Origin of the sequence: uncultured Sphingomonas sp., from assembly GCF_913777625.1 — a bacterium.
Classification (GTDB): Bacteria; Pseudomonadota; Alphaproteobacteria; order Sphingomonadales; family Sphingomonadaceae; genus Sphingomonas.
Genome location: NZ_CAJYTI010000008.1, coordinates 142,770 through 164,574 on the forward strand (window position 1 = coordinate 142,770; position 21,805 = coordinate 164,574).

Consider the following 21,805-nt stretch of genomic DNA (forward strand, 5'->3'; position numbering starts at 1 on the left):
CGCAGCGTCGCCGGTATGCTGCGCTGCGTCAATCGCCCTTCACTTGAGCCGCAGCGGCAGCCCTGCCGCGACGAACTGCACCTCGTCTGCCGCCGCCGCGATCGCCTGATTGATTCGGCCGGCGGCGTCGCGGAAGCGGCGGGCCAGGGCATTGTCGGGCACGATGCCGAGGCCGACTTCGTTGGCGACGAGGATCACCGGGCCGGCCGCGCGCGCGACGGCGGTGGCGAGCGCTTCCGTCTCTGCATCGAGGTCGCGTTCGGCGAACATCAGGTTCGAGGTCCACAGCGTCAGGCAGTCGACCAGCAGCACGCGGTCGGGCGTGGCCTGAGTCTGAACCGCCGCGGGCAGATCCAGCGGCACGTCGAGCGTCGACCAGCGCGGCCCGCGATCGGCGCGATGGCGGGCGATGCGATCCTCCATCTCGGGATCGAGCGGCTGGGCGGTGGCGACATAGACCAGGTCAACGGGGAGGGACTCGGCGCGCGCCTGGGCATAGCGGCTCTTGCCCGAACGAGCGCCACCGAGGACGAGCAGGCGGGTCATGGCTGGGCCTCCTGGGCGAGCGCGATCAGCGCGGGGATGTCGACATGGGTCTCCAACTCGGCGGCGATGGCATCGAGCGCGGCGTCGACCGAGGCGGCATAGTCGGCACCCTTCGAGGCGATGCCGATGCGGGCGAGCAGTACGCGGCGCAGCGCGGTGCTGGCGAACAGGCCGTGGAGATAGGTGCCGAACACGCGCCCGTCCGCCGCCCGCGCGCCATCCGGCCCGGTCTCCAATGCCGCAAAGGGGCGGGCGGTGTCCGGGCCGGTGGTGACGCCCATATGCATCTCATAGCCGGTGATGTCGGCGCCCAGTGCGCGGCCGCGCGCCGGGCGCAGCGCCTTGTCGCGGGTCATCATCGTCTCGACGTCGAGCAGCCCGATCCCGGTGGCGCTGCGTGGCGGGCCTTCGATGCCGTCCGGATCGGCGATGGTGCGGCCGAGCATCTGGTAGCCGCCGCAGATGCCGAGCACCGCGCCGCCGCGGCGATGATGGGCGAGCAGGTCGATGTCCCAGCCTTGTTCGCGAAACGCTGCCAGGTCGGCGATGGTCGCCTTGGAGCCCGGCAGGATCACCAGCGCCGCGTCGGCCGGGAGGGGTTGGCCGGGCGGGATCATCGCCAGCGAGACGCCGGGTTCGAGCTTGAGCGGATCGAGATCGTCGAAATTGGCGATGCGCGGCAGCATCGGGCAGGCGATCAGCGTGCGGCTGTCACGCGTGCTCGCGGAGCGCTCCAGCACCACGGCATCCTCGCTCGGCAGCCGGGCGGCGTCGCGCAGCCACGGGATCAGGCCATAGCCGCGCCAGCCCGAGCGAACCTCGATCTGCGCATAGCCATCGGCAAACAGCGCGGGATCGCCGCGGAACTTGTTGATCAGGAAGCCGCGGATCATCGCGGCATCCTCGGGATCGAGCACGGCGCGGGTACCGACCACCGCCGCGATCACCCCGCCGCGATCGATGTCGCCGACCAGCACGACGGGCACATTGGCCGCCCGCGCGAAGCCCATGTTCGCGATGTCGCCGGCACGCAAATTGATTTCGGCGGGCGAGCCGGCGCCTTCCACCAGCACCAGGTCGCACTGCTCGGCCAGGCGGCGATAGCTTGCCAGCACCTCGCCGAGCAGCGGCCGGCGCGCCTCGCGGAAATTGCCGGCGTGGAGCGTGCCGCGCACCTTGCCGTTCACCACCAGCTGCGAGGTGCGATCGGCCTGGGGCTTGAGCAGCACCGGGTTCATGTCGGTATGCGGCGCCACCCGGCAGGCGAGCGCCTGCAGTGCCTGGGCGCGGCCGATCTCGCCGCCGTCCTCGGTTACCGCCGCGTTGTTCGACATGTTCTGCGGCTTGAACGGGCGGACGCGAAAGCCCCGGTTGGTCAGCGCGCGGCAGAGCCCGGCGACCAGCACCGACTTGCCGACGTCCGATCCCGTGCCCTGCAGCATCAATGCGCCCATGCGACCCCTCCCGCGATCAGCCATAGCAGCCCGCAGGCGCGGACATAGAGGGCGAGGCCCCGGCGGATATCCTCGGCGCCCGCATCGGCGCGGCCGTCGCCGATCCAGGGCTTGGGCGTGACCACGCCGTCATAGGCGATCGGTCCCGCAAGCCGCAGGTCCAGCGCCCCCGCCATCGCCGCCTCGGGCCAGCCGGCATTGGGCGAGGCGTGCTTGCCCGCATCGCGCCACATCGTCCGCCATCCGCGAGCGCCCGCCAGGCAGAGCAGCACGCCCGAGAGCCGGGCGGGGGCGAGGTTGAGCAGGTCGTCGGTGCGCGCCGCCGCCCAGCCGAAGGCGCGCCAGCGCGGCTCGCGGTGGCCGATCAGGCTGTCGGCGGTGTTGATCGCCTTGTAGATCCACAAGCCCGGCAGGCCGCCGACGAGCAGCCAGAAGAGCGGCGCGACGATGCCGTCGCAGAAGCTCTCGGCCAGGCTCTCGATCGCGGCGCGGGCGACGCCGGGGGCATCCAGCCGCGCCGTATCGCGTCCCACGATATAGCCGACCGCCGTCCGTGCAGCCGCCAGATCGCCGCGCGCGAGTGCCGCCGCGACGGGACGGACATGGCGGTAGAGGCTGCGTTGGGCGAGGCCCGGAAGGGCCGCCAGTGCGACCAGAACCCAGCCGTGCGGAAGCCGCGCCGCTACCCGCTCGATCTCCCATCCGGCGGCCCCGGCGAGGAGCAGCAGGAGCAGCACGGTGACCATCCCCAGCAGTCGCCGCGTCGGTTCCGGCCGGTCGGCGTCGTTCCAGCGCTGTTCGCAGGCGGCGATCACCCGCGCGAAGACGCCGACCGGGTGGCCGATCCGTGCATAGAGCCAGGCGGGCCAGCCGATTGCCGCCTCCAGCGCCAGCGCCGCGAGCGCCACCGGCTCAGCCATCGCCGAGCACGCGGTCTAGGCGGGCAAGCGCTTCCGGCTCGGCCGGCACGCCGAAGCGCAGCCAGCGCGGCGCATAGTCGAAGGGGCGAACCAGGATGTGCGAACGGGCGAGCCGTTCGAACAGCGCCGGCGCTGCGTCGTGCTCGACCAGCCGGAACAACGGCGACGCGCCCGAGGGCGACAGGCCATGGCGGCGGAGGACCGCATCCAACGTTGCGGCCCGCTGGGGTAGCGCCACGCGGGTGGCCTCGATCCAGGCCGTGTCGCGATAGGCGGCGCTACCGATCGCGAGCGCGGTCGCGTCGATCGGCCAGTCGCCGAGCAGGCGGCGATAGCGCGCCAGGATCGCGCGCGGGCCGAGCACGAAGCCGAGCCGCGCCCCCGCCAACCCGAAGAATTTGCCGAAGGAGCGAAACACGATCAGCCGTCGACCATCCCCCACCAGCGGCGCGACGCTGGCTGCCGGGTGCGGGTCGGCGAATGCCTCGTCGACCACCAGCCACCCGCCGGCAGCCGTGCGATCCGCCAGCAGCGCCGCGATCTCGTCGCGGGGAGACAGGGTGCCACTCGGGTTGTTCGGATTGGCAAGGATCAGCGTAGCGCTGCCCGGCACCGGCTGCCCGGCCTCGACCGGCATGCTGTCCGCGAAAATTGCGCCATGGGTGCGATAGCCGGGCGCGCGATGGCAGGCGCGCCCGCCCAGCAACATGCCGAGCAGGCGCAACCCCATCTCGCTGCCGGGCACCGCACACACATGGTCCGACGCCACACCGAAATGGGCCGCGGCAGCGGCTTCCATCTCGGCGAGCGCGCGCGGCGTCGGCAGCGGGCCCAGGGCGGGGCGCAACTGCTCGGGAACCGGCCAGGCGACGGGATTGATGCCGGTCGACAGATCGAGCCAGTCTCCGTCGCCGAAACGCGCGCGGGCCGCCGCCAGATTGCCGCCATGATGGAGCAGCGGGTCGCTCATGCCAGACGCGGTGCGATCACAAGTGCGAGCAGCAGGCCGGTTTCGACCAGCTCGATGCCGGCGCCGTGCCCGTCCCCCGAAATGCCGCCGAGCAGCCGCCGCACCCGCCAGCCCCAGGCGGCGATGAGCACCGGCGCCGCAATCAGCGCGGGCGCGGCGATCGCGACGGCAAAGGCGAGCAGCACGCCCCAGACGATCAGGTCGGCCGGGCGAATGGCGTTCTTGAAGCGGCTGGCCAGCCCCTCGTGCAGCGGCGGCAGCCACCAGCTCCACACCAGCGGCCCCAGCCGGGCGGCGGCGGGGACGAACGCGAGCGTCCACCAGCCGGCGCCGCCGAGCAGCGCATGGAGCAGCACCAGCTTGGCGATCAGCTGCAGCCCGATCGCCACCACCCCGAAGCTGCCGACATGCGGGTCGGCGAGCACGTCGCGCAGCCGCTCCGGCCCCTTGTGGATCGCGCCGCTGGCGTCGGCGAGGTCGGCCAGGCCGTCGAGGTGCAGCGCGCCGGTGATCCCCGTCCATGCCGCCAGCGCGGCGAGCGCGGCGGTCCAGGGATCGAGCTGCAGCCCCAGCCATGCCGCGAGCAGCACGCCCAGACCCACCACCAGCCCCGCCGCCGGAAACCACCGCATCGACCGGGCGAACGCTGCTGCGTCTGCCTCTATCGCCGGCAGCGGCAGGCGGGTGAGGAACTGGAGGGCGAGGACAAATTCTTTCATGTAACCAATCCGATGATCTGGCCGATACGCGGCGTGCCCGGCCACACGCGCAGGCTGAGCAGCGCGGCGTGGGGCAGGGCGATATTCCATAGTTGCGGGAAGTCGATGGCGCACAGGCTGGCGATCGCCGCGCGCATCGCGCCGCCATGGGTGACGACGAGCGTCGGCCGGTCGATGTCCGCGAGTGCCGCATCGACCCGGGCGACCAGTGCCGGCCAGGCCTCGCCCTTCGGCGGCACATGGCACCCGGGATCGCCCTGAAAGGCCGCGAGTGCAGGCGCGTCGATGGCGTCGAACGGCAGGCCGTCCCAGTCGCCGAAATCGAGCTCGCGCCACCGCGCATCCGGCCGTGCGGCGAGGCCCCGTGCGCCAGCGATCCGCTCGGCGGGCGCGCGCGTGCGGGCGAGATCGGAGTGGATCACCGCCTCCACGGCCAATCCGCTCGCCCGCGCGGCGCACAGGGCGAGGCCCTCCGCGCGCGGCGCCGCGTCGGTACGGCCGATCAGCCGCCCCTCGGCTTCGGTGACGCCGTGGCGGAGCAGGTGGAGGACCATGCTCCTCATCCGCGGTCGGAAACCCCCGCCTCGGCAAAGGTCGCCATGCCGTTATGCGCCGCCAGTGCCGAGCGCAGCACCGCCGCCGCCACCGCGGCGCCGCTGGCCTCGCCCAGCCGCAGGTTCAGCCGGAGCAGCGGATCGAGCCCCAGCCGCTCCAGCAGCCGGGCATGGCCGGGTTCCGCCGAGCAATGGCCGGCGATGCAATGGTCGACGATGCCCGGTGCCGCCGCGGCGAGCGGCGCGATGGCGGAGCAGCAGATGAACCCGTCGAGCAGCACCGGTACGCCCGCATGGCGCGCTGCCAGCACCGCGCCGGCAATCGCCGCCAGCTCGCGCCCGCCGAGCCGGCGCAGCGTTTCGAACGGGGTCGCGGGCGCGTCGGCATGGCGTGCGGCCGCCTTGGCGACGACCTCCGCCTTGCGGGTGACGCCGGCGCCGTCCAGCCCGGTCCCCGGGCCGGTCCAGTCGATCGCATTGCCGCCGAAGCTGCGCAGGCACAGCGCCGCCGCGGCGGTGGAATTGGCGATGCCCATTTCGCCCAGCAGCAGCAGATCGGTGCCGCGCGCTACCACCGATGCGCCCTGGCGCAGGGCGGAGAGGCACTCGTCCGCCGTCATCGCCGGGGCGGTGGTGAAGTCTGCGGTGGGATGGTCGAGATCGAGCGCGAGGATGTCCAGCTTCATGCCGATCGCGCCGGTCAGCGCGTTGATCGCCGCGCCGCCGGCGGCGAAATTGGCGACCATCTGCGCGGTCACCTCGGCCGGGAAGGCGCTCACGCCCTGTGCCGCGACGCCGTGATTGCCGGCAAAGACCACCGCTTTGGCCGTCTCCAGCGACGGGCGCTCGCGGCGCTGCCAGCTGGCGAGGAAGATGGCGAGATCCTCCAGCCGGCCGAGCGCGCCCGGCGGCTTGGTCAGCTGCTGCTGGCGGGCGGTGGCGGCATCGATGCTCGCCTGGTCGGGACCGGGCAGGGCGGCAAGTGCGGCCTCGAACGCGGCGACGCTGTCGAACGGGGGAAGGGCTGGGGTGGCGTCAGGCAATGGCATTTCCGGCTCCGGCAACAGATACGCACCGGACGCACGGCTGCGTGCCCGGTTCGGCTTCGTCGCTCGAACGGAAAACCGCGCCGCGGCCGCACCCTGGACCGAGCGTGAGCGACTCCCCGTGCCGGCAGGTCTCCTGGCTCGCGGGTCGCAGCGGATCGGGCGCCTTCTCGGGATCGCTCCCAATGGCCATTGCCCGGCCGCTCTCCGCCTACAGTTGCAGGGGCAGCTGCGGCCTGAAGCACCGGAGTGCCTGCACCGCATTCCCTTGGAAGCCCCGTGAAGGGCACCGGCATGGGACAGGAAGGTAGAACCTTCGCCGTCGCTCTAGCGCCGCGCTCCCGGCGGCGCCAGCCTTATTGGGTGCGCTGCGCCGCGACCGGTAGCAGCGTGTCGATGCGCGGAATCAGGTCGAACAGCGCGGCAATCGCATCCGCCCCGTCCCCCAGGGCGGAGACCGCTTGCAGGTGGTAGGTGGCGCTGACGATCGCCTGGGCGGTGCCGGCCACGTCCGGTGCCCTTGCGATGTTGGGTTCGTTGCGATGCACGCGCACGAGCAGCCAGGCCAGCTTGTGGGCCGCGTCAATCAGTTGGATCCGTTCCGAGGAAAGAAAGGCCGGGCTCCCCGTCGCGGCAATCACGGCGGAGGACAGGCGATCAAGCGCCGCGAGCAGGTTGCGCGGGCCCAGGGCGCCGGAGGTGCAAATCGGAGCAAGGTCCTGCGAAACGCTCTCGCAGGAACAGGCCGAACCAGCACCGTCGTCGCGGCCGCGGGCTGCGCGCAGGGCATGTCTGAAACGCGGCATCTGCATGATGATCCCCCGGGTGGTGCAATTGCTGGGTAGACGAGACGCGGCCAAGCCCGCGTGATACCGGTCACACCTGCCGGTGCGGTTCGCGCCGTTGACCCTGCACGGCTTGGACCCTAGATTTCGTGGCGATGTATGCAGGTGATCCCCCGCTGACCCTTCCCACGATCGTGCTGGTTGAGGACGATCCCCAACTCCGGACGCTTACCGCGCGGGCGCTCCAGGAAAATGGCTATACCGTGCGCCCGGCGTCCTCGGCGCCGGAGATGTGGCTGGCGCTGGAGCAGGGACCGGTCGACCTCGTGCTGCTCGACGTGATGTTGCCGGGGACGAGCGGGATCGATCTGTGCCGGGCGATCCGCCAGAAAAGCTCGGTGCCGATCATCTTCATCTCCGCCAAGGGCAGCGAGATGGACCGCGTCGTCGGTCTCGAACTGGGCGCCGACGATTACCTCCCCAAGCCGTTCGGCACCCGCGAACTGGTGGCCCGGGTGCGCGCCGTGCTGCGCCGCGGTGCCGGCGAGCGCGACGCGACCGAACGGCCCAAGGGCCAGATCCAGTTCGATGGCTGGACCGTCAATCTCCCCCGCCGCGAGCTGCTGTCGCCGACCGGCGCGGTGGTCGATCTGACGGGGGCCGAGTTCGACCTGCTGGTGACGCTGTGCGACCATGCCGGCCGGGTGATCTCGCGCGAGCGGCTGATCGAGCTGTCGCGCACCCGCCTGGGCGATAGCTCCGATCGCAGCATCGACGTGCTGGTCAGCCGATTGCGGCGCAAGCTCTCCGATGCCGGGCATCAGGCGCCGATCGTCACCGTGCGCGGCATCGGCTACACGCTCAACGTGCCCGTGACGCGCAGTTGAGGGCATTTCTCAAACGTCCCTCCGGGTTGATCGGGCAGGTCTTCGCGATCCTGCTGCTGACCATCCTGATCGAATTCGCCGTTTCGACGGTGCTGTACGAACGGGCAAGCCAGTTCGCCGTGCGCGACGACGAGGCCCGGCGGCTGGCCGAGCATCTGGTGATCGCCCGCAAGCTGCTCGCCGAACAGCCGCCGGCCCGGCGGGAGGGGCTGGCGCTCGAATTCACCACGTCGCGCTACGAAGTGCGGTGGATGCCGGCGCTTCCGCCAGCGCTGCGCGAACAACCCGACCTCGATCGGCTCTACGAGCAGGTCGTGCTGTGGGAGCCGAGCCTGGCGCAGGAAGGGCTGCGATTGCGGCTTACCTCGCAGGGGAGCCGTGCGTTGATCGTCGGCGCCGTGCCGATGCCCGATGGCAGCTGGATGTACTTCCGCACGCGCGAACAGATGCACGCGGCGGACCTGGGCGCCTCGCGCGTGCTGCTGGCACTTGCCCCGGCGCTGGCGCTGATCCTGATCAGCGGCGTGCTGCTGCGGCGTATGCTGCTGCCGATGCGCCGGCTCGCGGTTGCCGCGGATCGCTTCGGCGCGGGCAGCGTGGTCGAGGTGCAGGAGGCGGGGCCGAAGGAATTGCGCCGCGTGATCAGCGCGTTCAACCGAATGCAGGCGCGCATCCAGCGGCTGATCGCCGATCGCACCCAGGCGCTCGCTGCGGTTGGGCACGACATGCGCACGCCGCTCGCACGGTTGCGGCTGCGGGCGGATGCGATCGCCGACCCGGACGTGCACGCCGCGGTGGAAACCGACATTACCGAGATGGAGGCGATGATCTCTTCGCTGCTCGCCTTTCTGGGCGGCGAGGGCGACAAGGAGACGCCGGCCCGCGTCGACCTCGCGGTGCTTTGCGCGACGATCGCCGACGACAATGCCGATCATGGCCGCGACGTCGAATATGAAGGGCCGGACCATTTCGAGCATGTCGTCCGCCCGCTGATGCTGAAGCGGGCGCTCAACAATCTTGTCGACAACGCGGTGCATTATGCCGGGCAGTGCTGCATCCGGCTGGCGACCATGCCCGGTGGCGTGGCGGTGCGGGTGGAGGATCGCGGCCCCGGCATTCCCGAAGAGGACCTGCAGCGGGTGATGCAGCCCTTTGTCCGGCTCGACGCGGCGCGGTCGCGCGACACGGTGGGGTTCGGCCTCGGCCTGTCGATCGTCGCGCGGGCGGCGGAGGCGGAAGGGGGCAGCTTCCGCCTGACCAATCGCGCGGGCGGGGGGCTCTGCGCCGAAATCCTCCTGCCCCGCGATGGATCAAGCGCTTAGAAACGTTTCCTTACGAACCCGCCGCGATGCAGCAAATGCGGCTGCTTAGCTTGGCCTCCTGAAGCGATGCCCGTGTCTGCGGGCCGCACCAAAGGAGCCAAGCCGTGAACGAAGTGATCGGACGCGTCGTCGATTTCGAGAAGCAGGTCTTCCCGAACCAGCACGCCCTCTATTCCCAGCTCGCAACCCACGGACAGAGCCCGAAGGCGCTCATGATCTCCTGCGCCGATTCGCGCGTGGTGCCGGAGCAGATCATTCAGGCCAATCCGGGCGACCTGTTCGTCTGCCGCAATGCCGGCAACATCGTGCCGCCCTTCGCCACTCAGAATGGCGGCGTGTCATCGACCGTCGAATATGCCGTGGCGGCGCTGGGCGTGCGCGACATCATCGTCTGCGGCCATTCGGACTGCGGCGCGATGAAGGCGCTGATGAACCCGGAAATGCTGGAGGGCATGCCGAACGTCACCGCCTGGCTGCGCCACAGCCACGCCGCCAAGTGCGTTGTCGACGGCGGCTACGACAATCTGGAAGGCGCGGACGCCGTGCGCACCGCTGCGCTGGAGAATGTCGTCGTCCAGCTTGCCCATCTGCGCACGCACCCCTCGGTCGCGGCAGGCATCGCGCGCGGCGAGATCGCGCTGCACGGCTGGTTCGTCGATATCGGCGCGGGCATGGTGCTCGGCCTCGACGGCGAGACCGGTCGCTTCGTGCCGATCCGCGAGGATCGTGCCATGCCGGTGGCGCTGCCCGCCGGTCAGCGCCTCGCCCGCGACATCGTCTATGCGGAGGCAGCCGAATGACCATGGTCGCGGAAGCACCGAAGCCCAAGAGCTTCGTGCGCGACTTCACGGCGTCGATCGTCGTGTTCCTGGTGGCGATGCCGCTGTGCATGGGCATCGCCATCGCCTCGGGCGTGCCGCCGGAGAAGGGGCTGGTCACCGGCATCATCGGCGGCCTGGTCGTCGGCATGCTCGCCGGGTCGCCGCTCCAGGTGAGTGGCCCGGCGGCGGGGCTGGCCGTCATCGTGTTCGAGCTGGTGCGCGAGCAGGGCCTGTCCGCGCTCGGCCCGATCCTGATCCTTGCCGGCGCCATCCAGGTGGTCGCGGGCGTGCTGCGCGTCGGCGGCTGGTTCCGCGCGATCTCGCCGGCCGTCGTCCACGGCATGCTTGCCGGCATCGGCATCCTGATCGTCGTCGGCCAATATCATGTGCTGTTCGACGCCAAGCCGCTGTCGAGCGGGCTTGCGAACCTCGCAGCGATGCCAGGCCGTCTGCTCGGCCTGTCGTCGAGCCTCGCTGGGGCCGAGATGGCGCTGGGACTGGGCTTGCTGACGATCGTGACGATGCTCGGTTGGGACAAGTTCAAGCCGGCCGCCGTGAAACTTGTCCCCGGCGCGCTGATCGGCGTCGTCGCCGCGACGCTGGTGGCGTTCAGCCTCGGCCTTGATGTGACCCGCGTCACCGTGCCGTCGAACATCGTCTCGGCGATCGCGCTGCCGGAGAACGGCTTCCTCGCCAAGTGGATGGATCCCGGCGTGATCACCGCCGCGATCGCCCTTGCCTTCATCGCCAGCGCCGAGACGCTGCTGTCGGCCGCAGCCGTCGATCGCATGCATGACGGCGTGCGGACCAACTACAACAAGGAACTGCGCGCGCAGGGCATCGGCAACCTGCTGTGCGGCGTCGCCGGGGCGCTGCCGATGACGGGCGTGATCGTCCGCAGCTCGGCCAACGTCCAAGCCGGTGCGCAGACCAGGCTGTCGGCGATCCTGCACGGCGCCTGGATCCTGGGCTTCGTGGCGCTGCTGCCCTGGCTGCTGCGCGAGATTCCGATGGCGGCGCTGGGTGCCGTGCTGGTGGTGACCGGCGCCAAGCTCGTCAACCTCCGCCATGTTCGCCACCTGTTCGGCACCTATGGCCTGCTGCCCGCAGCGATCTGGGCGGTGACCTGCCTGCTCGTCGTCACCGAGGATCTGCTGACCGGCGTGCTGGTGGGGATCGCGCTGTCGCTGCTCGAGCTGGTGCCGAACCTCCGTCGCCTCGGCCTCAAGGTCGATCAGCAGGAGGAAGCGGGCGAACATCGCATCGCGCTGGCGGGTTCGGCGACGTTCCTCACGTTGCCGAAGCTGTCGGATCGCCTCGAGTCGGTGCCCGGCGGCAAGTCCGTGCTGCTCGACGTATCACGGCTCGACGCGGTCGATCATAGCTGCGCGGAGCTGCTCAAGGATTGGCTCCAGCGCCGCCGGGCAGGCGGTTCGCCGGTAGAATTGCAGGGGGCCGGCGGCAAGACCGCCGTGCTGGCCGGCTAAACGGGCACACCCCGAAGGACTGGGGCGGTCTCCCACCGGGAGCCGCCCCTTTTTTTGTTCAGATTTCCAGCTGGCTACCCAGCTCGACGACACGATTGGTGGGGAGCTTGAAGAACTCCATCGCGCTTTCGGCGTTGCGCACCATCCAGGCGAACAGTTTCTCGCGCCAGATCGCCATGCCGGGGCGCGACGAGGGCAGCAGCGTCTGGCGGGCGAGGAAGTAGCTGGTCTCCATCGGCCGGAAGGGCGCACCGCAGTCCTGGATGGCGGCCAGTGCCATCGGCACGTCGACCTCGTCCATGAAGCCATAGTGCAGCACCACGCGGAAGAAGCCGTCACCCAGGGCCTCCATCGAGGTGCATTCCTTTCCCTGCACGTGCGGCACCTGCTCGATCGCCACGGTGAGCAGCACGATCCGCTCGTGCAGCACCTTGTTGTGCTTGAGGTTGTGGAGCAGGGCGGGGGGGATGCTGTCCGGGGTCGAGGTGAGGAACACCGCCGTGCCCTTGACCCGCGCGGCCGATTGCGCGGCGGAGCGGATGAACAGCGCGATCGGCATCGCCCCTTCCTGCAGCCGGGCGAGCACCAGCCGGCGCCCGCGCGACCAGGTGGTCAGCAGGATGAACGCGACGGCGGCCACCAGCAGGGGGAACCAGCCGCCATCGGGGATCTTGGTGAGGTTCGAGGCGAAATAGGCGCCGTCGATCAGCAAGAAGATGCCGGTGACGAGACCCGCGAGCAGCGGGTGCCATTTCCACACGGCGAAGGTCAGCACGCCCAGCATGCAGGCAGTGATGAACATCGTGCCGGTCACCGCGATGCCGTATGCCGAAGCGAGGTTGCTCGAGCTGCGGAAGCCGAGCGCCAGCAGCACCACCATCACCAGCAGGCCCCAGTTGACCAGCGGGACATAGATCTGCCCCGCCGCCTTGGCGCTGGTGTGCAGGATGCGTAGCCGCGGCAGGAAGCCGAGCTGCACCGCCTGTTGCGACACCGAGAAGGCGCCCGAGATCACCGCCTGGCTGGCGATCACCGTCGCCATGGTGGCGAGGATGACGAGCGGCAGGCGCCCCCATTCGGGCGCCATCAGGAAGAACGGGTTCTCGATCATCGCCGGGTTGCGCAGGATCGCCGCCGACTGGCCCAGATAGTTGAGCATCAGACACGGGAACGCGATGTACAGCCACGATACCATGATCGCGCGGCGGCCGAAATGGCCCATATCGGCATAGAGCGCCTCGGCGCCGGTCACCGCCAGTACCACCGAGCCCAGGGCCAGGAAGGCGAGCATGGGATCGAGCGTGAAGAACTTCACCGCATACCAGGGGTTCAGCGCCCACAGGATTTCGGGTGCGGCGAGGATGCCGGAGACGCCGAGCACCGCGATCACCGCGAAATAGACCAGCATTACCGGCCCGAACAGCTTGCCCACGCTGGCCGTGCCGCGCGCCTGGATGGCGAACAGCGCGACGAGGATGGCGACGGTCACCGGCAGCACCAGCGGGGTGAAGCCCGCTTCGACCGTGGTCAGCCCTTCGACGGCAGACAGTACCGACACGGCCGGGGTGATGATCGCGTCGCCATAGAACAGCGCGGTGGCGATCACGCCGGTGAGGGTGATGGCGACGCGCCAGCGGGTGTCGCCCATCTTGCGGGTGATCAGCGCGAGCAGCGCCAGGCTGCCGCCTTCGCCGCGATTGTCGGCGCGCAGGATCAGCGCGACATATTTGATCGTGACGATCGAGGTCATCGTCCAGAAGATCAGCGACAGCACCCCGTAGATGTGCGCCGGATCCAGGGCCAGCTTGTGGTGGCCGATGAAACTTTCCTTGAGCGAATAGAGCGGCGACGTTCCGATGTCGCCGAACACGACGCCAATGGCGCCGATAGCCAGAGCGCCGAACCGCTCCTGATGCGCATGCGCGGGGGTATCCCCGTCGCTCGCTAGCTGCTCCACTGCAGGTCTCCATGCCCCGACTGATTCGGGGTGCCACGCGGTACGCCCGCGCCTTTTGGCGCACCAGAGGATAAAGAAGCGTTCCCGCTCCGTTGCGGGAGGATTTCGGTGTCGGTGTGGCGCGTTTCCAATAGCGCAAATGGAAAGGGCCGCACCGATTACTCGGTACGGCCCTTGCCCTGGTTCAAGCTCGAAAGCCTCAGCCCTGTGCGTCTTCCGCGGCAGGGGCTTCAGTCGCGATCTCGCCCGGCTCGGCGTTGGGATCATAGTCCTCGGTGAAGCCGGTCTCGTCGCGCTCGAACATCGCCGAGGTGACGTCGACCCCCTGCGCCTGCATCTCGGCTTCTTCCGGCGACCGAGCAACGTTGACCTTGACGGTCACCGCAACTTCCGGGTGCAGCGCGACGCGCACTTCGTACACGCCGATCGCCTTGATCGGACGGTCGAGCACGACCTGCGCCTTGTTGACCTTGTGGCCGTCGGCGGTCAGCACTTCGACCAGGTCGCGCACCGCGACCGAGCCGTACAGCTGGCCGGTGTTCGACGCCTGACGGATCAGGGTCACCGAAACGCCCTCGAGCGTCTTCGATTCCTTCTCGGCCTCGACGCGACGGGTCGCGTTCTCGGCTTCGATGCGCTCGCGATTGGCTTCGAAGACCTTACGGTTGGCTTCGTTGGCGCGCAGCGCCTTCTTGCGCGGCAGGAGGAAGTTACGGGCGAACCCGTCCTTAACCTTCACCACGTCGCCGATGTGGCCGAGCTTCTCAACGCGCTCCAGCAGAATGACTTCCATGGATCCGCTCCTTACTTAACGATGTAGGGCAGCAGGCCCAGGTGACGGGCGCGCTTGATGGCCTGGGCCAGCTCGCGCTGCTTCTTCGCGCTCACCGAGGTGATGCGCGAGGGGACGATCTTGCCGCGCTCGGAGACGAAGCCCTGCAGCAGGCGGACGTCCTTGTAGTCGATCCGGGGCGCGTCCTTCGCGGAGAAGGGGCAGCTCTTGCGGCGGCGGAAAAACGGTCGTGCCATGGTCTATCGCTCCTTATTCGCCGTCGAAACCGCCGTCGCGCTCGCGACGACCACGACGCTCGCGGTCACCCTTGCGCATCATCACCGACGGGCCCTGCTCGTGGCCGTCAACCTTGACGGTCATGTAGCGGATCACGTCTTCGTTGATCTGCGTCTGGCGCTCCAGCTCGGCGACCACGCCGGCCGGGGCGTCGATTTCGAGCATGACATAGTGCGCCTTGCGGTTCTTCGCGATGCGATAGGCCAGGCTGCGAAGACCCCAGGTCTCGGTCTTGACGACCTTGCCGTTGTTGTCTTCGACGATCTTGGTGGCGGTTTCCGCCAGCGCGTCCACTTGCGCCTGTGCCAGATCCTGGCGCGCAAGGAACACATGCTCGTACAGAGCCATTCGTTCTCTTCCATGTTGGCCGATCGCTGACGCCGCCCCATGCGGGCGCCCCTCCGGCTGTCGTCTCGATAAAACAAACGGAGCGGGCGCATTGCTGCTCCGCTCCGATCGGCTGGCCTTACACGCAAGTCGGGGGCAAAGGCAAGCCCGTTCGGCGCGCCGGACTTGCATCGCGCTGCCGTTCGGCTCTAACGGCCGCCGCCATTATAGAAGCGTTCGCAAAGAGGAGCCAAGATGCGCGCATTCATTTTCCCGGGCCAGGGCAGCCAGGCCGTCGGCATGGGCAAGGCGCTGGCCGAGGCGAGCCCCGCCGCGCGCGAAGTGTTCCAGGAAGTCGACGAGGCGCTGGGCCAGCATCTGTTCAAGCTGATGAGCGAGGGCCCCGAGAGCGACCTGACGCTCACCGCCAATGCCCAGCCGGCGATCATGGCCAATGCCATCGCGGTGCTGCGCGTGCTGGAGAAAGAAGGCGGCATCCGCCTGGCCGACAAGGCCGATTTCGTCGCGGGTCATTCGCTCGGCGAATATACTGCGCTGTGCGCCGCGGGCGCACTGGATCTCTCGACGACGGCGAAGCTGCTGCGCAAGCGCGGCGACGCGATGCAGTCGGCCGTGCCGGTGGGCGAGGGGGCGATGGCCGCGCTGCTCGGCGCCGATCTGGTCAAGGCGCAGGCGATCGCCGATGCCGCAGCCGAGGGTGAGGTGTGCACCGTCGCCAACGACAACGACCCTACCCAGGTGGTGATCTCGGGCGCCCGCGCCGCGATCGAACGTGCGGTCTCGATCGCCAAGGAACATGGCGCCAAGCGTGCGCTGCTGCTGCCGGTCTCGGCCCCGTTCCACTGCCCGCTGATGCAGCCTGCGGCCGATGCGATGGAAGCCGCGCTCGCCGCAGTGGCGATCCAGGCGCCGCTGGTCCCGGTCTATGCCAATGTGACCGCCGCGCCGGTCGCCGATCCCGCCACGATCCGCACGCTGCTGGTCGAGCAGGTGACGGGCATGGTGCGCTGGCGCGAATCGGTTTCGGCGATGTTCGATGCGGGCGTGCATGATTTCGTCGAGCTGGGCGGCAAGGTGCTCGGCGGCATGGTCAAGCGCATCACGCCCGATGCAACCGTCACCAGCGTCGTGACGATGGACGACATTGAAGCGCTCGTGAAGGCGCTCTGAGGAGATACCGACATGTTTGATCTTACCGGAATGACCGCGCTCGTCACTGGCGCTTCGGGCGGCATCGGTTCGGCGATCGCCAAGGCACTCGCGGCGCAGGGGGCGAAGCTCGCAGTGTCCGGCTCGAATGCCGAGAAGCTGGAAGCCTTCCGCGCCAGCCTCGGCGGCGAGCACGTCGCGCTGGCCTGCAACCTGTCCGACCGCGCCGCGGTCGACGCGCTGGTGCCGCAGGCAGTGGAAGCACTGGGCGGAAAGCTCGACATCCTCGTCAACAATGCCGGCGTCACCCGCGACAACCTCGCGATGCGGATGAAGGACGAGGAGTGGGAGCAGGTGATCCAGGTCAATCTGGAAGCCGCGTTCCGCCTGATGCGCGCCGCCGCCAAGCCGATGATGAAGGCGCGGTTCGGCCGCATGATCTCGATCACCTCGGTGGTCGGCGCCACCGGTAATCCGGGCCAGGCTAACTATGCCGCCTCCAAGGCCGGCCTGGTCGGCATGTCCAAGGCGCTGGGGCAGGAACTCGCCAGCCGCAACATCACCGTGAACTGCGTCGCACCCGGCTTCATCCGGTCGGCGATGACGGACGTTCTGCCGGATGCGCAGAAAGAGGCGCTGCTCGGCCGCATTCCTGCCGGAAAGCTGGGCGAGGGCGACGATATCGGCGCGGCGGTCGTCTATCTCGCCAGCAAGGAAGCGTCCTATGTGACGGGGCAGACCTTGCATGTGAACGGCGGGATGGCGATGCTCTGAGCCAAGAGCCGGGGGGCGTGGAGTAGGAAGAATATGCGTCTGGTTTTTGCCGCCATACTTGCACTTGCCGCAGCAACCCCGGCCTTTGCGGGCCCCGCGGATCCCGCGTCGATCGGCTGTGTCGGGCAGAAGCTCGACGCGGCGGTGAAGGCGCAACTCGCCGTCAATGTCGAGCGCAACCTTGCCAATCCGGGACAGCGGCCGAGCTACGACCCTGCCGTTACCCGCGGTCTCAACGACGCTACCACCGCCTGCGCCAACGAGCGCGGGTGGAGCGGTGCGGCGGCCTCGGCGTCGGGCGTCTACGCGCTCGCCGAAGTCGGCATGCCCGTCGCCCGGCGGGTGGTGCAGGCCAAGGGATTCGACCCCGCCGCGCTCGACCAGCAGTTCGCGGCGCTGCCCGAGGAGGTGCGCCGCGCGCCGCTGACCCCCAAGGCGACGCAGGATCTGATCCGCGCCGCCGTGACCGACGAGGCGCAGCAAACGCGTGCCAATGCCCAACTGCTCGCGCAATATTTTGCGTTTCTCAACACGCTGGAATATGCTGTCGCGGACTTTTCCCGATAGCGGGACGGGAGCCCGCGCGGCTCCCTCTTGCAACCGCCACGGCGGCATTCTAGGTGCGGGAAAACGGATTCAGAGCCCCATCACAAAGGAAAACAGGGACCATGGCCAACCAGGAAGAGATCACCACCCGCGTGCAGGCGCTCGTTGTCGACCATCTGGGCGTCGACGCCAAGGACGTGGTGCCGACCGCGAGCTTCACCGATGACCTCGGCGCGGACAGCCTCGACATCGTCGAGCTGGTGATGGCCTTCGAGGAAGAATTCGGGGTCGAGATCCCGGACGACGCCGCGGAGAAGATCAGCACCGTCGGCGACGCCGTTGCCTACATCTCCGAGCATCAGCAGGGCTGACGCTCGAACCGCGCTTCCCAGCCCCGATGGGCCGGATTTGCGACTAGGCGGCTTCCCGTCCCGTGCCTTTGGCGATGCGGACGGGGAGCCGTTTTGTATTACCGCTACAACCGAACGTAGATTGACTGGAGAACTGCCATGCGCCGCGTAGTCGTGACCGGCCTGGGCCTCGTCACCCCGCTGGGGGCCGATGTCGAAACCGCCTGGAAGAACATCCTCGCCAGCAAGTCCGGCGCGGGCACGATCACCAAGTTCGATGCGACGGATTTCCAGAGCAACTATGCTTGCGAAGTGAAGCCTGCCGACCATGAATATGGCTTCGATGCGGGCAGGCGCGTCGATCACAAGATCCAGCGCCAGGTCGATCCCTTCATCGTCTTCGGCATCGATGCCGCCGGCCAGGCGATCGAGGATGCCGGCCTGCTCGACATGCCCGAAGAGATGCGCTTCCGCGCCGGCTGCTCGATCGGCTCGGGCATCGGCGGCCTGCCGGGCATCGAGAGCGAATCGCTCGTTCTCGCCGAAAAGGGCCCGAAGCGCGTCTCGCCGCACTTCGTCCATGGCCGCCTGATCAACCTCATTTCGGGACAGGTCTCGATCAAGTACGGCTTGATGGGCCCGAACCATGCGGTAGTCACCGCCTGCTCGACCGGCGCCCACTCGATCGGCGACGCCGCGCGGATGATCGCGATGGACGACGCCGACATCATGCTCGCCGGCGGCGCCGAGAGCACCGTCTGCCCGATCGGCATTGCCGGCTTCGGCCAGGCGCGCGCGCTTTCCACCGGCTTCCGCGACGACCCCACCAAGGCGAGCCGCCCCTGGGACCAGGGCCGCGACGGCTTCGTGATGGGCGAGGGCGCAGGCGTGGTCGTGCTCGAGGAATATGAGCATGCCAAGCGCCGCGGCGCCAAGATCTATGCCGAAGTGGTCGGCTATGGCCTGTCGGGCGACGCCTATCACGTCACCGCGCCGCACCCTGAAGGCTCGGGGGCGTTCCGCTCGATGCAGATGGCGGTGCGCAAGTCGGGCCTCGCGCTCGACGAGATCGACTATATCAACGCGCACGGCACCTCGACCCCGATGGGCGACGAGCTCGAGCTCGGCGCGGTGCGCCGCCTGTTCGGCGATGCGCTCGGCAGCCTGTCGATGAGCTCGACCAAGTCGGCGATCGGCCACCTGCTCGGCGGTGCCGGTGCGGTGGAGAGCATCTTCTGCATCCTGGCACTTCGCGACCAGATCGTGCCGCCGACGCTCAACCTCGACAATCCGAGCGAGAATTGCGCGGGTGTCGACCTCGTCCCGCATGTCGCCAAGCAGCGGAAGGTGAAGGCCGTGCTGAACAACTCGTTCGGCTTCGGCGGCACCAATGCCAGCCTGGTGATGAAGGCGATCTGAGCCATGCCGCAGGACGCGCGCCCCCGAAACCGCCGCCGCACGCCGGTGCGCCGGAGCCGGGGACCGCGCGTCCTGCTGATTGCCGCCGTCCTCGCGGTCTGCGCGCTCGGCGGCGCATGGTGGCTGTGGGCGGGCCCCGGGCCTGCGACCAAGGAACTGAGCGTCGTGGTGCCCGAGGGCGCAACGCTGTCCCGCGCGGCAGGCCAGCTGGAGAAGGCGGGGGCGATCCACTCGCGCCAGCTCTTCCTCGGCTTTGCGAAGCTGCTCGGGGATGGCGGTTCGATCCGGGCGGGGGAATATCGCATCGCGCCGGGCACCAGCGCGCGCCACATTCTCGAGATGCTCCAGCAGGGCAAGACCCAGCAGCGGCTGGTGACGGTGCCCGAGGGCATGCCGTCGATCCTCGTCGCGGAGGCACTCGCCAAGGCGCCTGGCCTGTCGGGTGACGCCAAGACCCCCGCCGAGGGATCGGTATTGCCGGACAGCTATGCCTATGTCCGCGACGAGCCCCGCGCCGCGGTGCTGGCACGGATGCAGAAGGCGATGACCGAGTATCTCGCCAGGGCATGGGCCGGACGCGCCAAGGGGCTGGTGGTCACCACCCCGCGCGAGGCGATCATCCTCGCCTCGATCGTCGAGAAGGAAACCGCCAAGCCGGCGGAGCGCACCACCGTCGCGGCGGTCTATGCCAACCGGCTGAAGGCGGGGATGCCGCTCCAGGCGGATCCGACGATCATCTATCCGATTACCAAGGGCAAGCCGCTCGGCCGCCGCATCCTCCAATCGGAGCTGCACGCTAGAAACGGCTACAACACCTATACGATGCGCGGTCTGCCCGAGGGGCCGATCGCCAATCCGGGTCGCGCCTCGATCGACGCGGTGCTGCACCCGGCGGAGTCGAAGGCGCTGTACTTCGTCGCCGACGGCACCGGCGGCCACGTGTTCGCCGAGACCTATCAGCAGCACCAGGCGAATGTGGCCAAGTGGTACGCCATCCGTCGCGCCCGCGGCGAGATGTAGGCGGCGCCGTGCCCGCTTGTTTCGGGTGCGGTCGCATGTAACAAAGTTTCCCCTGTGACCAATTCCAGGGGGAATCGCCGAATGCGCCGTGCTGCCTTGCTGACCTTGTTGCTCGCCACCGCCAGCCCCGTCTGGGCGCAGGAAAAGCCCAAGGAAGCGCCTGCCAAGGGCGATCACCGCGAGCAGATGAAGGCCGAGGCCGAGGCCGCCTGGGTCAAGCCGCCGGTCGAGGAAGCCATGGCCGTCAGCCACGGCGCGGTCACCGTCGGCGGGCAGCGCATCGCCTATACGGCCACCGCCGGCACGCTCACTATCCGCGACGACGACGGCAAGCCGACCGCTTCCTATTTCTACACCGCCTATACCCGCGACGGATCGGCCCGCGAGCAGCGCCCGGTGACCTTCTTCTACAATGGCGGGCCGGGATCGCCGACCATCTGGCTGCACATGGGCAGCTTCGCGCCGGTGCGCGTCACGACCGCCAACCCCGAATATATCCGCCCGGCCCCCTATGGCTTCGGCCCCAATCCCGATTCGCTGATCGACAAGAGCGACCTCGTCTTCATCGACGCGGTCGGCGCCGGCTGGTCGCGGCCGCTGGGCGAGAAGACCGGCAAGGACTTCTGGGGCGTCGACCAGGATGCCGACGGCTTTGCCCGCGCCATCCTGCGCTACACGGGCAAGTTCGATCGCTGGCCGAGCCCGAAATTCCTGTTCGGCGAGAGCTATGGCACGCTGCGCAACCCCGTCGTGGCGGCCAAGCTCGAGGAGGCGGGGCTGAGCCTCAACGGCATGGTCCAGTTCTCCACGATCATGAACTATGGCGTCCGCCAGCCGGGCTATGACCAGAATTTCCTGACCTTGTTCCCGACCATGGCGGCCACCGCCTGGTACCATAACCGGCTGCAGAACCGCCCCGCCGATCTGCCGACCTTCATCAACGAGGTCCGCGCCTTCACCAGCGGCCCCTATGCCGCCGCGCTTGCCAAGGGATCGACCATCTCCGCCGAGGAGAAGGCGGCGGTTGCGAAGAAGATGTCGGAGTACACCGGCATCAGCGAAGCCTATATCCTGCGCGCCGATTTGCGCCTCACCCTGCCGCGCTTCCAGACCGAGCTGCTGCGCGATCGCCGGGTGGCGGTGGGCCGGCTCGATTCGCGCTATCTCCTCAACGTCACCGACGCCAATGCCGACAGCCCGAGCGACGATCCGGCCTCGACCGCGGTCACCGGCGCGTTCGTCGCGACCTTCCAGGACTATGCGACCCGCGTCCTCGGCTACAAGACCGACATGCCGTACCGGATGACCGCGCGCGGCCCCGGCTGGGACTGGGACTGGAAGCATCGCGCGCCCGACGAAAGCGGCACCCATCTGATGCCGAACAGCGCCGCGGACCTCGCCTATACGATGCGGACCAACCCCTATCTGAAGGTGCTGTTCATCAACGGCTATTACGACTTCGCCACGCCCTTCTACGGCGCCGAGTTCGACGTCAGCCACATGCTGCTCGACCCGCAGCTCCAGAAGAACATCCGCTTCACCTATTATGACGCGGGCCACATGGTGTATCTGAACCCGACCACGCTGCCCCAGATGCACCGCGACCTTGCCGCCTTCTACGACGACGCGCTGCGGGCCGGAGCCAGGAACTGAGCCCGAAAG

23 protein-coding genes and 1 riboswitch are annotated in these 21,805 nt (G+C 68.8%); of the genes, 11 read left to right on the forward strand and 12 right to left on the reverse strand.

The window, feature by feature from the left end; translation table 11 throughout:
- Window positions 1–39 precede the first annotated feature (39 nt).
- The 8 genes from cobU to QZ814_RS04515 form a co-directional block, all read right to left on the reverse strand.
- The gene (gene cobU, locus QZ814_RS04480; protein ID WP_294329888.1) at window positions 40–546 is read right to left on the reverse strand and encodes a bifunctional adenosylcobinamide kinase/adenosylcobinamide-phosphate guanylyltransferase; all 507 of its coding nucleotides are present in this window, start codon (window positions 544–546) and stop codon (window positions 40–42) included.
- Complete coding sequence (locus QZ814_RS04485; RefSeq protein WP_294329889.1) at window positions 543–2,000, reverse strand: cobyric acid synthase; 1,458 nt, start codon at window positions 1,998–2,000, stop codon at window positions 543–545. The genes cobU and QZ814_RS04485 overlap by 4 nt, the downstream gene beginning before the upstream one ends.
- Window positions 1,988–2,920 carry an adenosylcobinamide-phosphate synthase CbiB gene (gene cbiB / locus QZ814_RS04490; RefSeq protein ID WP_294329890.1) on the reverse strand — a complete coding sequence of 311 codons (933 nt, stop codon included), beginning with the start codon at window positions 2,918–2,920 and terminating at the stop codon, window positions 1,988–1,990. The genes QZ814_RS04485 and cbiB overlap by 13 nt, the downstream gene beginning before the upstream one ends.
- Complete coding sequence (locus QZ814_RS04495) at window positions 2,913–3,890, reverse strand: aminotransferase class I/II-fold pyridoxal phosphate-dependent enzyme (RefSeq protein WP_294329891.1); 978 nt, start codon at window positions 3,888–3,890, stop codon at window positions 2,913–2,915. Before QZ814_RS04495 ends, cbiB begins: the two co-directional genes overlap by 8 nt.
- The gene (locus tag QZ814_RS04500) at window positions 3,887–4,609 is read right to left on the reverse strand and encodes an adenosylcobinamide-GDP ribazoletransferase (RefSeq protein ID WP_294329892.1); all 723 of its coding nucleotides are present in this window, start codon (window positions 4,607–4,609) and stop codon (window positions 3,887–3,889) included. The genes QZ814_RS04495 and QZ814_RS04500 overlap by 4 nt, the downstream gene beginning before the upstream one ends.
- The gene (locus QZ814_RS04505; protein ID WP_294329893.1) at window positions 4,606–5,172 is read right to left on the reverse strand and encodes a histidine phosphatase family protein; all 567 of its coding nucleotides are present in this window, start codon (window positions 5,170–5,172) and stop codon (window positions 4,606–4,608) included. The genes QZ814_RS04500 and QZ814_RS04505 overlap by 4 nt, the downstream gene beginning before the upstream one ends.
- Window positions 5,169–6,212: a nicotinate-nucleotide--dimethylbenzimidazole phosphoribosyltransferase gene (cobT, locus tag QZ814_RS04510; protein ID WP_294329894.1), complete on the reverse strand. Its 1,044-nt coding sequence runs from the start codon at window positions 6,210–6,212 to the stop codon at window positions 5,169–5,171. The genes QZ814_RS04505 and cobT overlap by 4 nt, the downstream gene beginning before the upstream one ends.
- A gap of 105 nt (window positions 6,213–6,317) precedes the next feature.
- A riboswitch (cobalamin riboswitch) is annotated at window positions 6,318–6,518 on the reverse strand.
- 47 nt (window positions 6,519–6,565) lie between these two features.
- Window positions 6,566–7,021, reverse strand: coding sequence for a hypothetical protein (locus QZ814_RS04515; RefSeq protein ID WP_294329895.1), 456 nt, complete (start codon window positions 7,019–7,021; stop codon window positions 6,566–6,568).
- 149 nt (window positions 7,022–7,170) lie between these two features.
- Between QZ814_RS04515 and QZ814_RS04520 the strand changes: the two genes are divergently transcribed.
- The 4 genes from QZ814_RS04520 to QZ814_RS04535 all read left to right on the forward strand — a co-directional run bounded on the left by QZ814_RS04520 (window position 7,171) and on the right by QZ814_RS04535 (window position 11,511).
- On the forward strand, window positions 7,171–7,881 hold the full coding sequence (locus tag QZ814_RS04520; protein ID WP_294329975.1) for a response regulator transcription factor: 711 nt from the start codon (window positions 7,171–7,173) through the stop codon (window positions 7,879–7,881).
- Window positions 7,882–7,907: 26 nt separating this feature from the next.
- A complete protein-coding gene (locus QZ814_RS04525) occupies window positions 7,908–9,203 on the forward strand; it encodes an ATP-binding protein (protein WP_294329896.1) in 1,296 nt (431 codons plus the stop codon).
- 104 nt (window positions 9,204–9,307) lie between these two features.
- Window positions 9,308–10,003 (forward strand): carbonic anhydrase, encoded by a 696-nt coding sequence (locus tag QZ814_RS04530; protein WP_294329897.1) that lies wholly within the window; start codon window positions 9,308–9,310, stop codon window positions 10,001–10,003.
- Window positions 10,000–11,511 carry a SulP family inorganic anion transporter gene (locus tag QZ814_RS04535; RefSeq protein ID WP_294329898.1) on the forward strand — a complete coding sequence of 504 codons (1,512 nt, stop codon included), beginning with the start codon at window positions 10,000–10,002 and terminating at the stop codon, window positions 11,509–11,511. The genes QZ814_RS04530 and QZ814_RS04535 overlap by 4 nt, the downstream gene beginning before the upstream one ends.
- Before the next feature lie 58 nt (window positions 11,512–11,569).
- Here QZ814_RS04535 and QZ814_RS04540 read toward each other — a convergent pair whose 3' ends face one another.
- The 4 genes from QZ814_RS04540 to rpsF form a co-directional block, all read right to left on the reverse strand.
- Window positions 11,570–13,405: a potassium transporter Kup gene (locus tag QZ814_RS04540; protein WP_294329976.1), complete on the reverse strand. Its 1,836-nt coding sequence runs from the start codon at window positions 13,403–13,405 to the stop codon at window positions 11,570–11,572.
- A gap of 262 nt (window positions 13,406–13,667) precedes the next feature.
- Entirely contained in the window at window positions 13,668–14,261 is a 594-nt protein-coding gene (gene rplI, locus QZ814_RS04545) for a 50S ribosomal protein L9 (RefSeq protein ID WP_294329899.1), read from the reverse strand.
- Between the two features lie 11 nt (window positions 14,262–14,272).
- Window positions 14,273–14,497 (reverse strand): 30S ribosomal protein S18, encoded by a 225-nt coding sequence (gene rpsR / locus QZ814_RS04550; RefSeq protein ID WP_010543816.1) that lies wholly within the window; start codon window positions 14,495–14,497, stop codon window positions 14,273–14,275.
- A gap of 13 nt (window positions 14,498–14,510) precedes the next feature.
- Window positions 14,511–14,885, reverse strand: a complete 375-nt coding sequence (gene rpsF / locus QZ814_RS04555; protein WP_010543817.1) for a 30S ribosomal protein S6 — start codon at window positions 14,883–14,885, stop codon at window positions 14,511–14,513.
- A gap of 234 nt (window positions 14,886–15,119) precedes the next feature.
- Here rpsF and fabD point away from each other — a divergent pair, with 234 nt between their 5' ends.
- The 7 genes from fabD to QZ814_RS04590 all read left to right on the forward strand — a co-directional run bounded on the left by fabD (window position 15,120) and on the right by QZ814_RS04590 (window position 21,796).
- Window positions 15,120–16,055, forward strand: a complete 936-nt coding sequence (gene fabD, locus QZ814_RS04560; RefSeq protein ID WP_294329900.1) for an ACP S-malonyltransferase — start codon at window positions 15,120–15,122, stop codon at window positions 16,053–16,055.
- 12 nt (window positions 16,056–16,067) lie between these two features.
- Window positions 16,068–16,808, forward strand: a complete 741-nt coding sequence (gene fabG, locus QZ814_RS04565) for a 3-oxoacyl-[acyl-carrier-protein] reductase (RefSeq protein WP_294329901.1) — start codon at window positions 16,068–16,070, stop codon at window positions 16,806–16,808.
- A gap of 33 nt (window positions 16,809–16,841) precedes the next feature.
- Window positions 16,842–17,375 (forward strand): hypothetical protein, encoded by a 534-nt coding sequence (locus QZ814_RS04570; RefSeq protein WP_294329902.1) that lies wholly within the window; start codon window positions 16,842–16,844, stop codon window positions 17,373–17,375.
- Between the two features lie 101 nt (window positions 17,376–17,476).
- Complete coding sequence (locus tag QZ814_RS04575) at window positions 17,477–17,725, forward strand: acyl carrier protein (RefSeq protein ID WP_010543822.1); 249 nt, start codon at window positions 17,477–17,479, stop codon at window positions 17,723–17,725.
- Window positions 17,726–17,863: 138 nt separating this feature from the next.
- A complete protein-coding gene (gene fabF, locus QZ814_RS04580; RefSeq protein ID WP_294329903.1) occupies window positions 17,864–19,123 on the forward strand; it encodes a beta-ketoacyl-ACP synthase II in 1,260 nt (419 codons plus the stop codon).
- Between the two features lie 3 nt (window positions 19,124–19,126).
- Window positions 19,127–20,143, forward strand: a complete 1,017-nt coding sequence (gene mltG, locus QZ814_RS04585) for an endolytic transglycosylase MltG (RefSeq protein ID WP_294329904.1) — start codon at window positions 19,127–19,129, stop codon at window positions 20,141–20,143.
- Between the two features lie 81 nt (window positions 20,144–20,224).
- The gene (locus QZ814_RS04590) at window positions 20,225–21,796 is read left to right on the forward strand and encodes a peptidase S10 (RefSeq protein WP_294329905.1); all 1,572 of its coding nucleotides are present in this window, start codon (window positions 20,225–20,227) and stop codon (window positions 21,794–21,796) included.
- The last annotated feature ends 9 nt before the right edge of the window (window positions 21,797–21,805 follow it).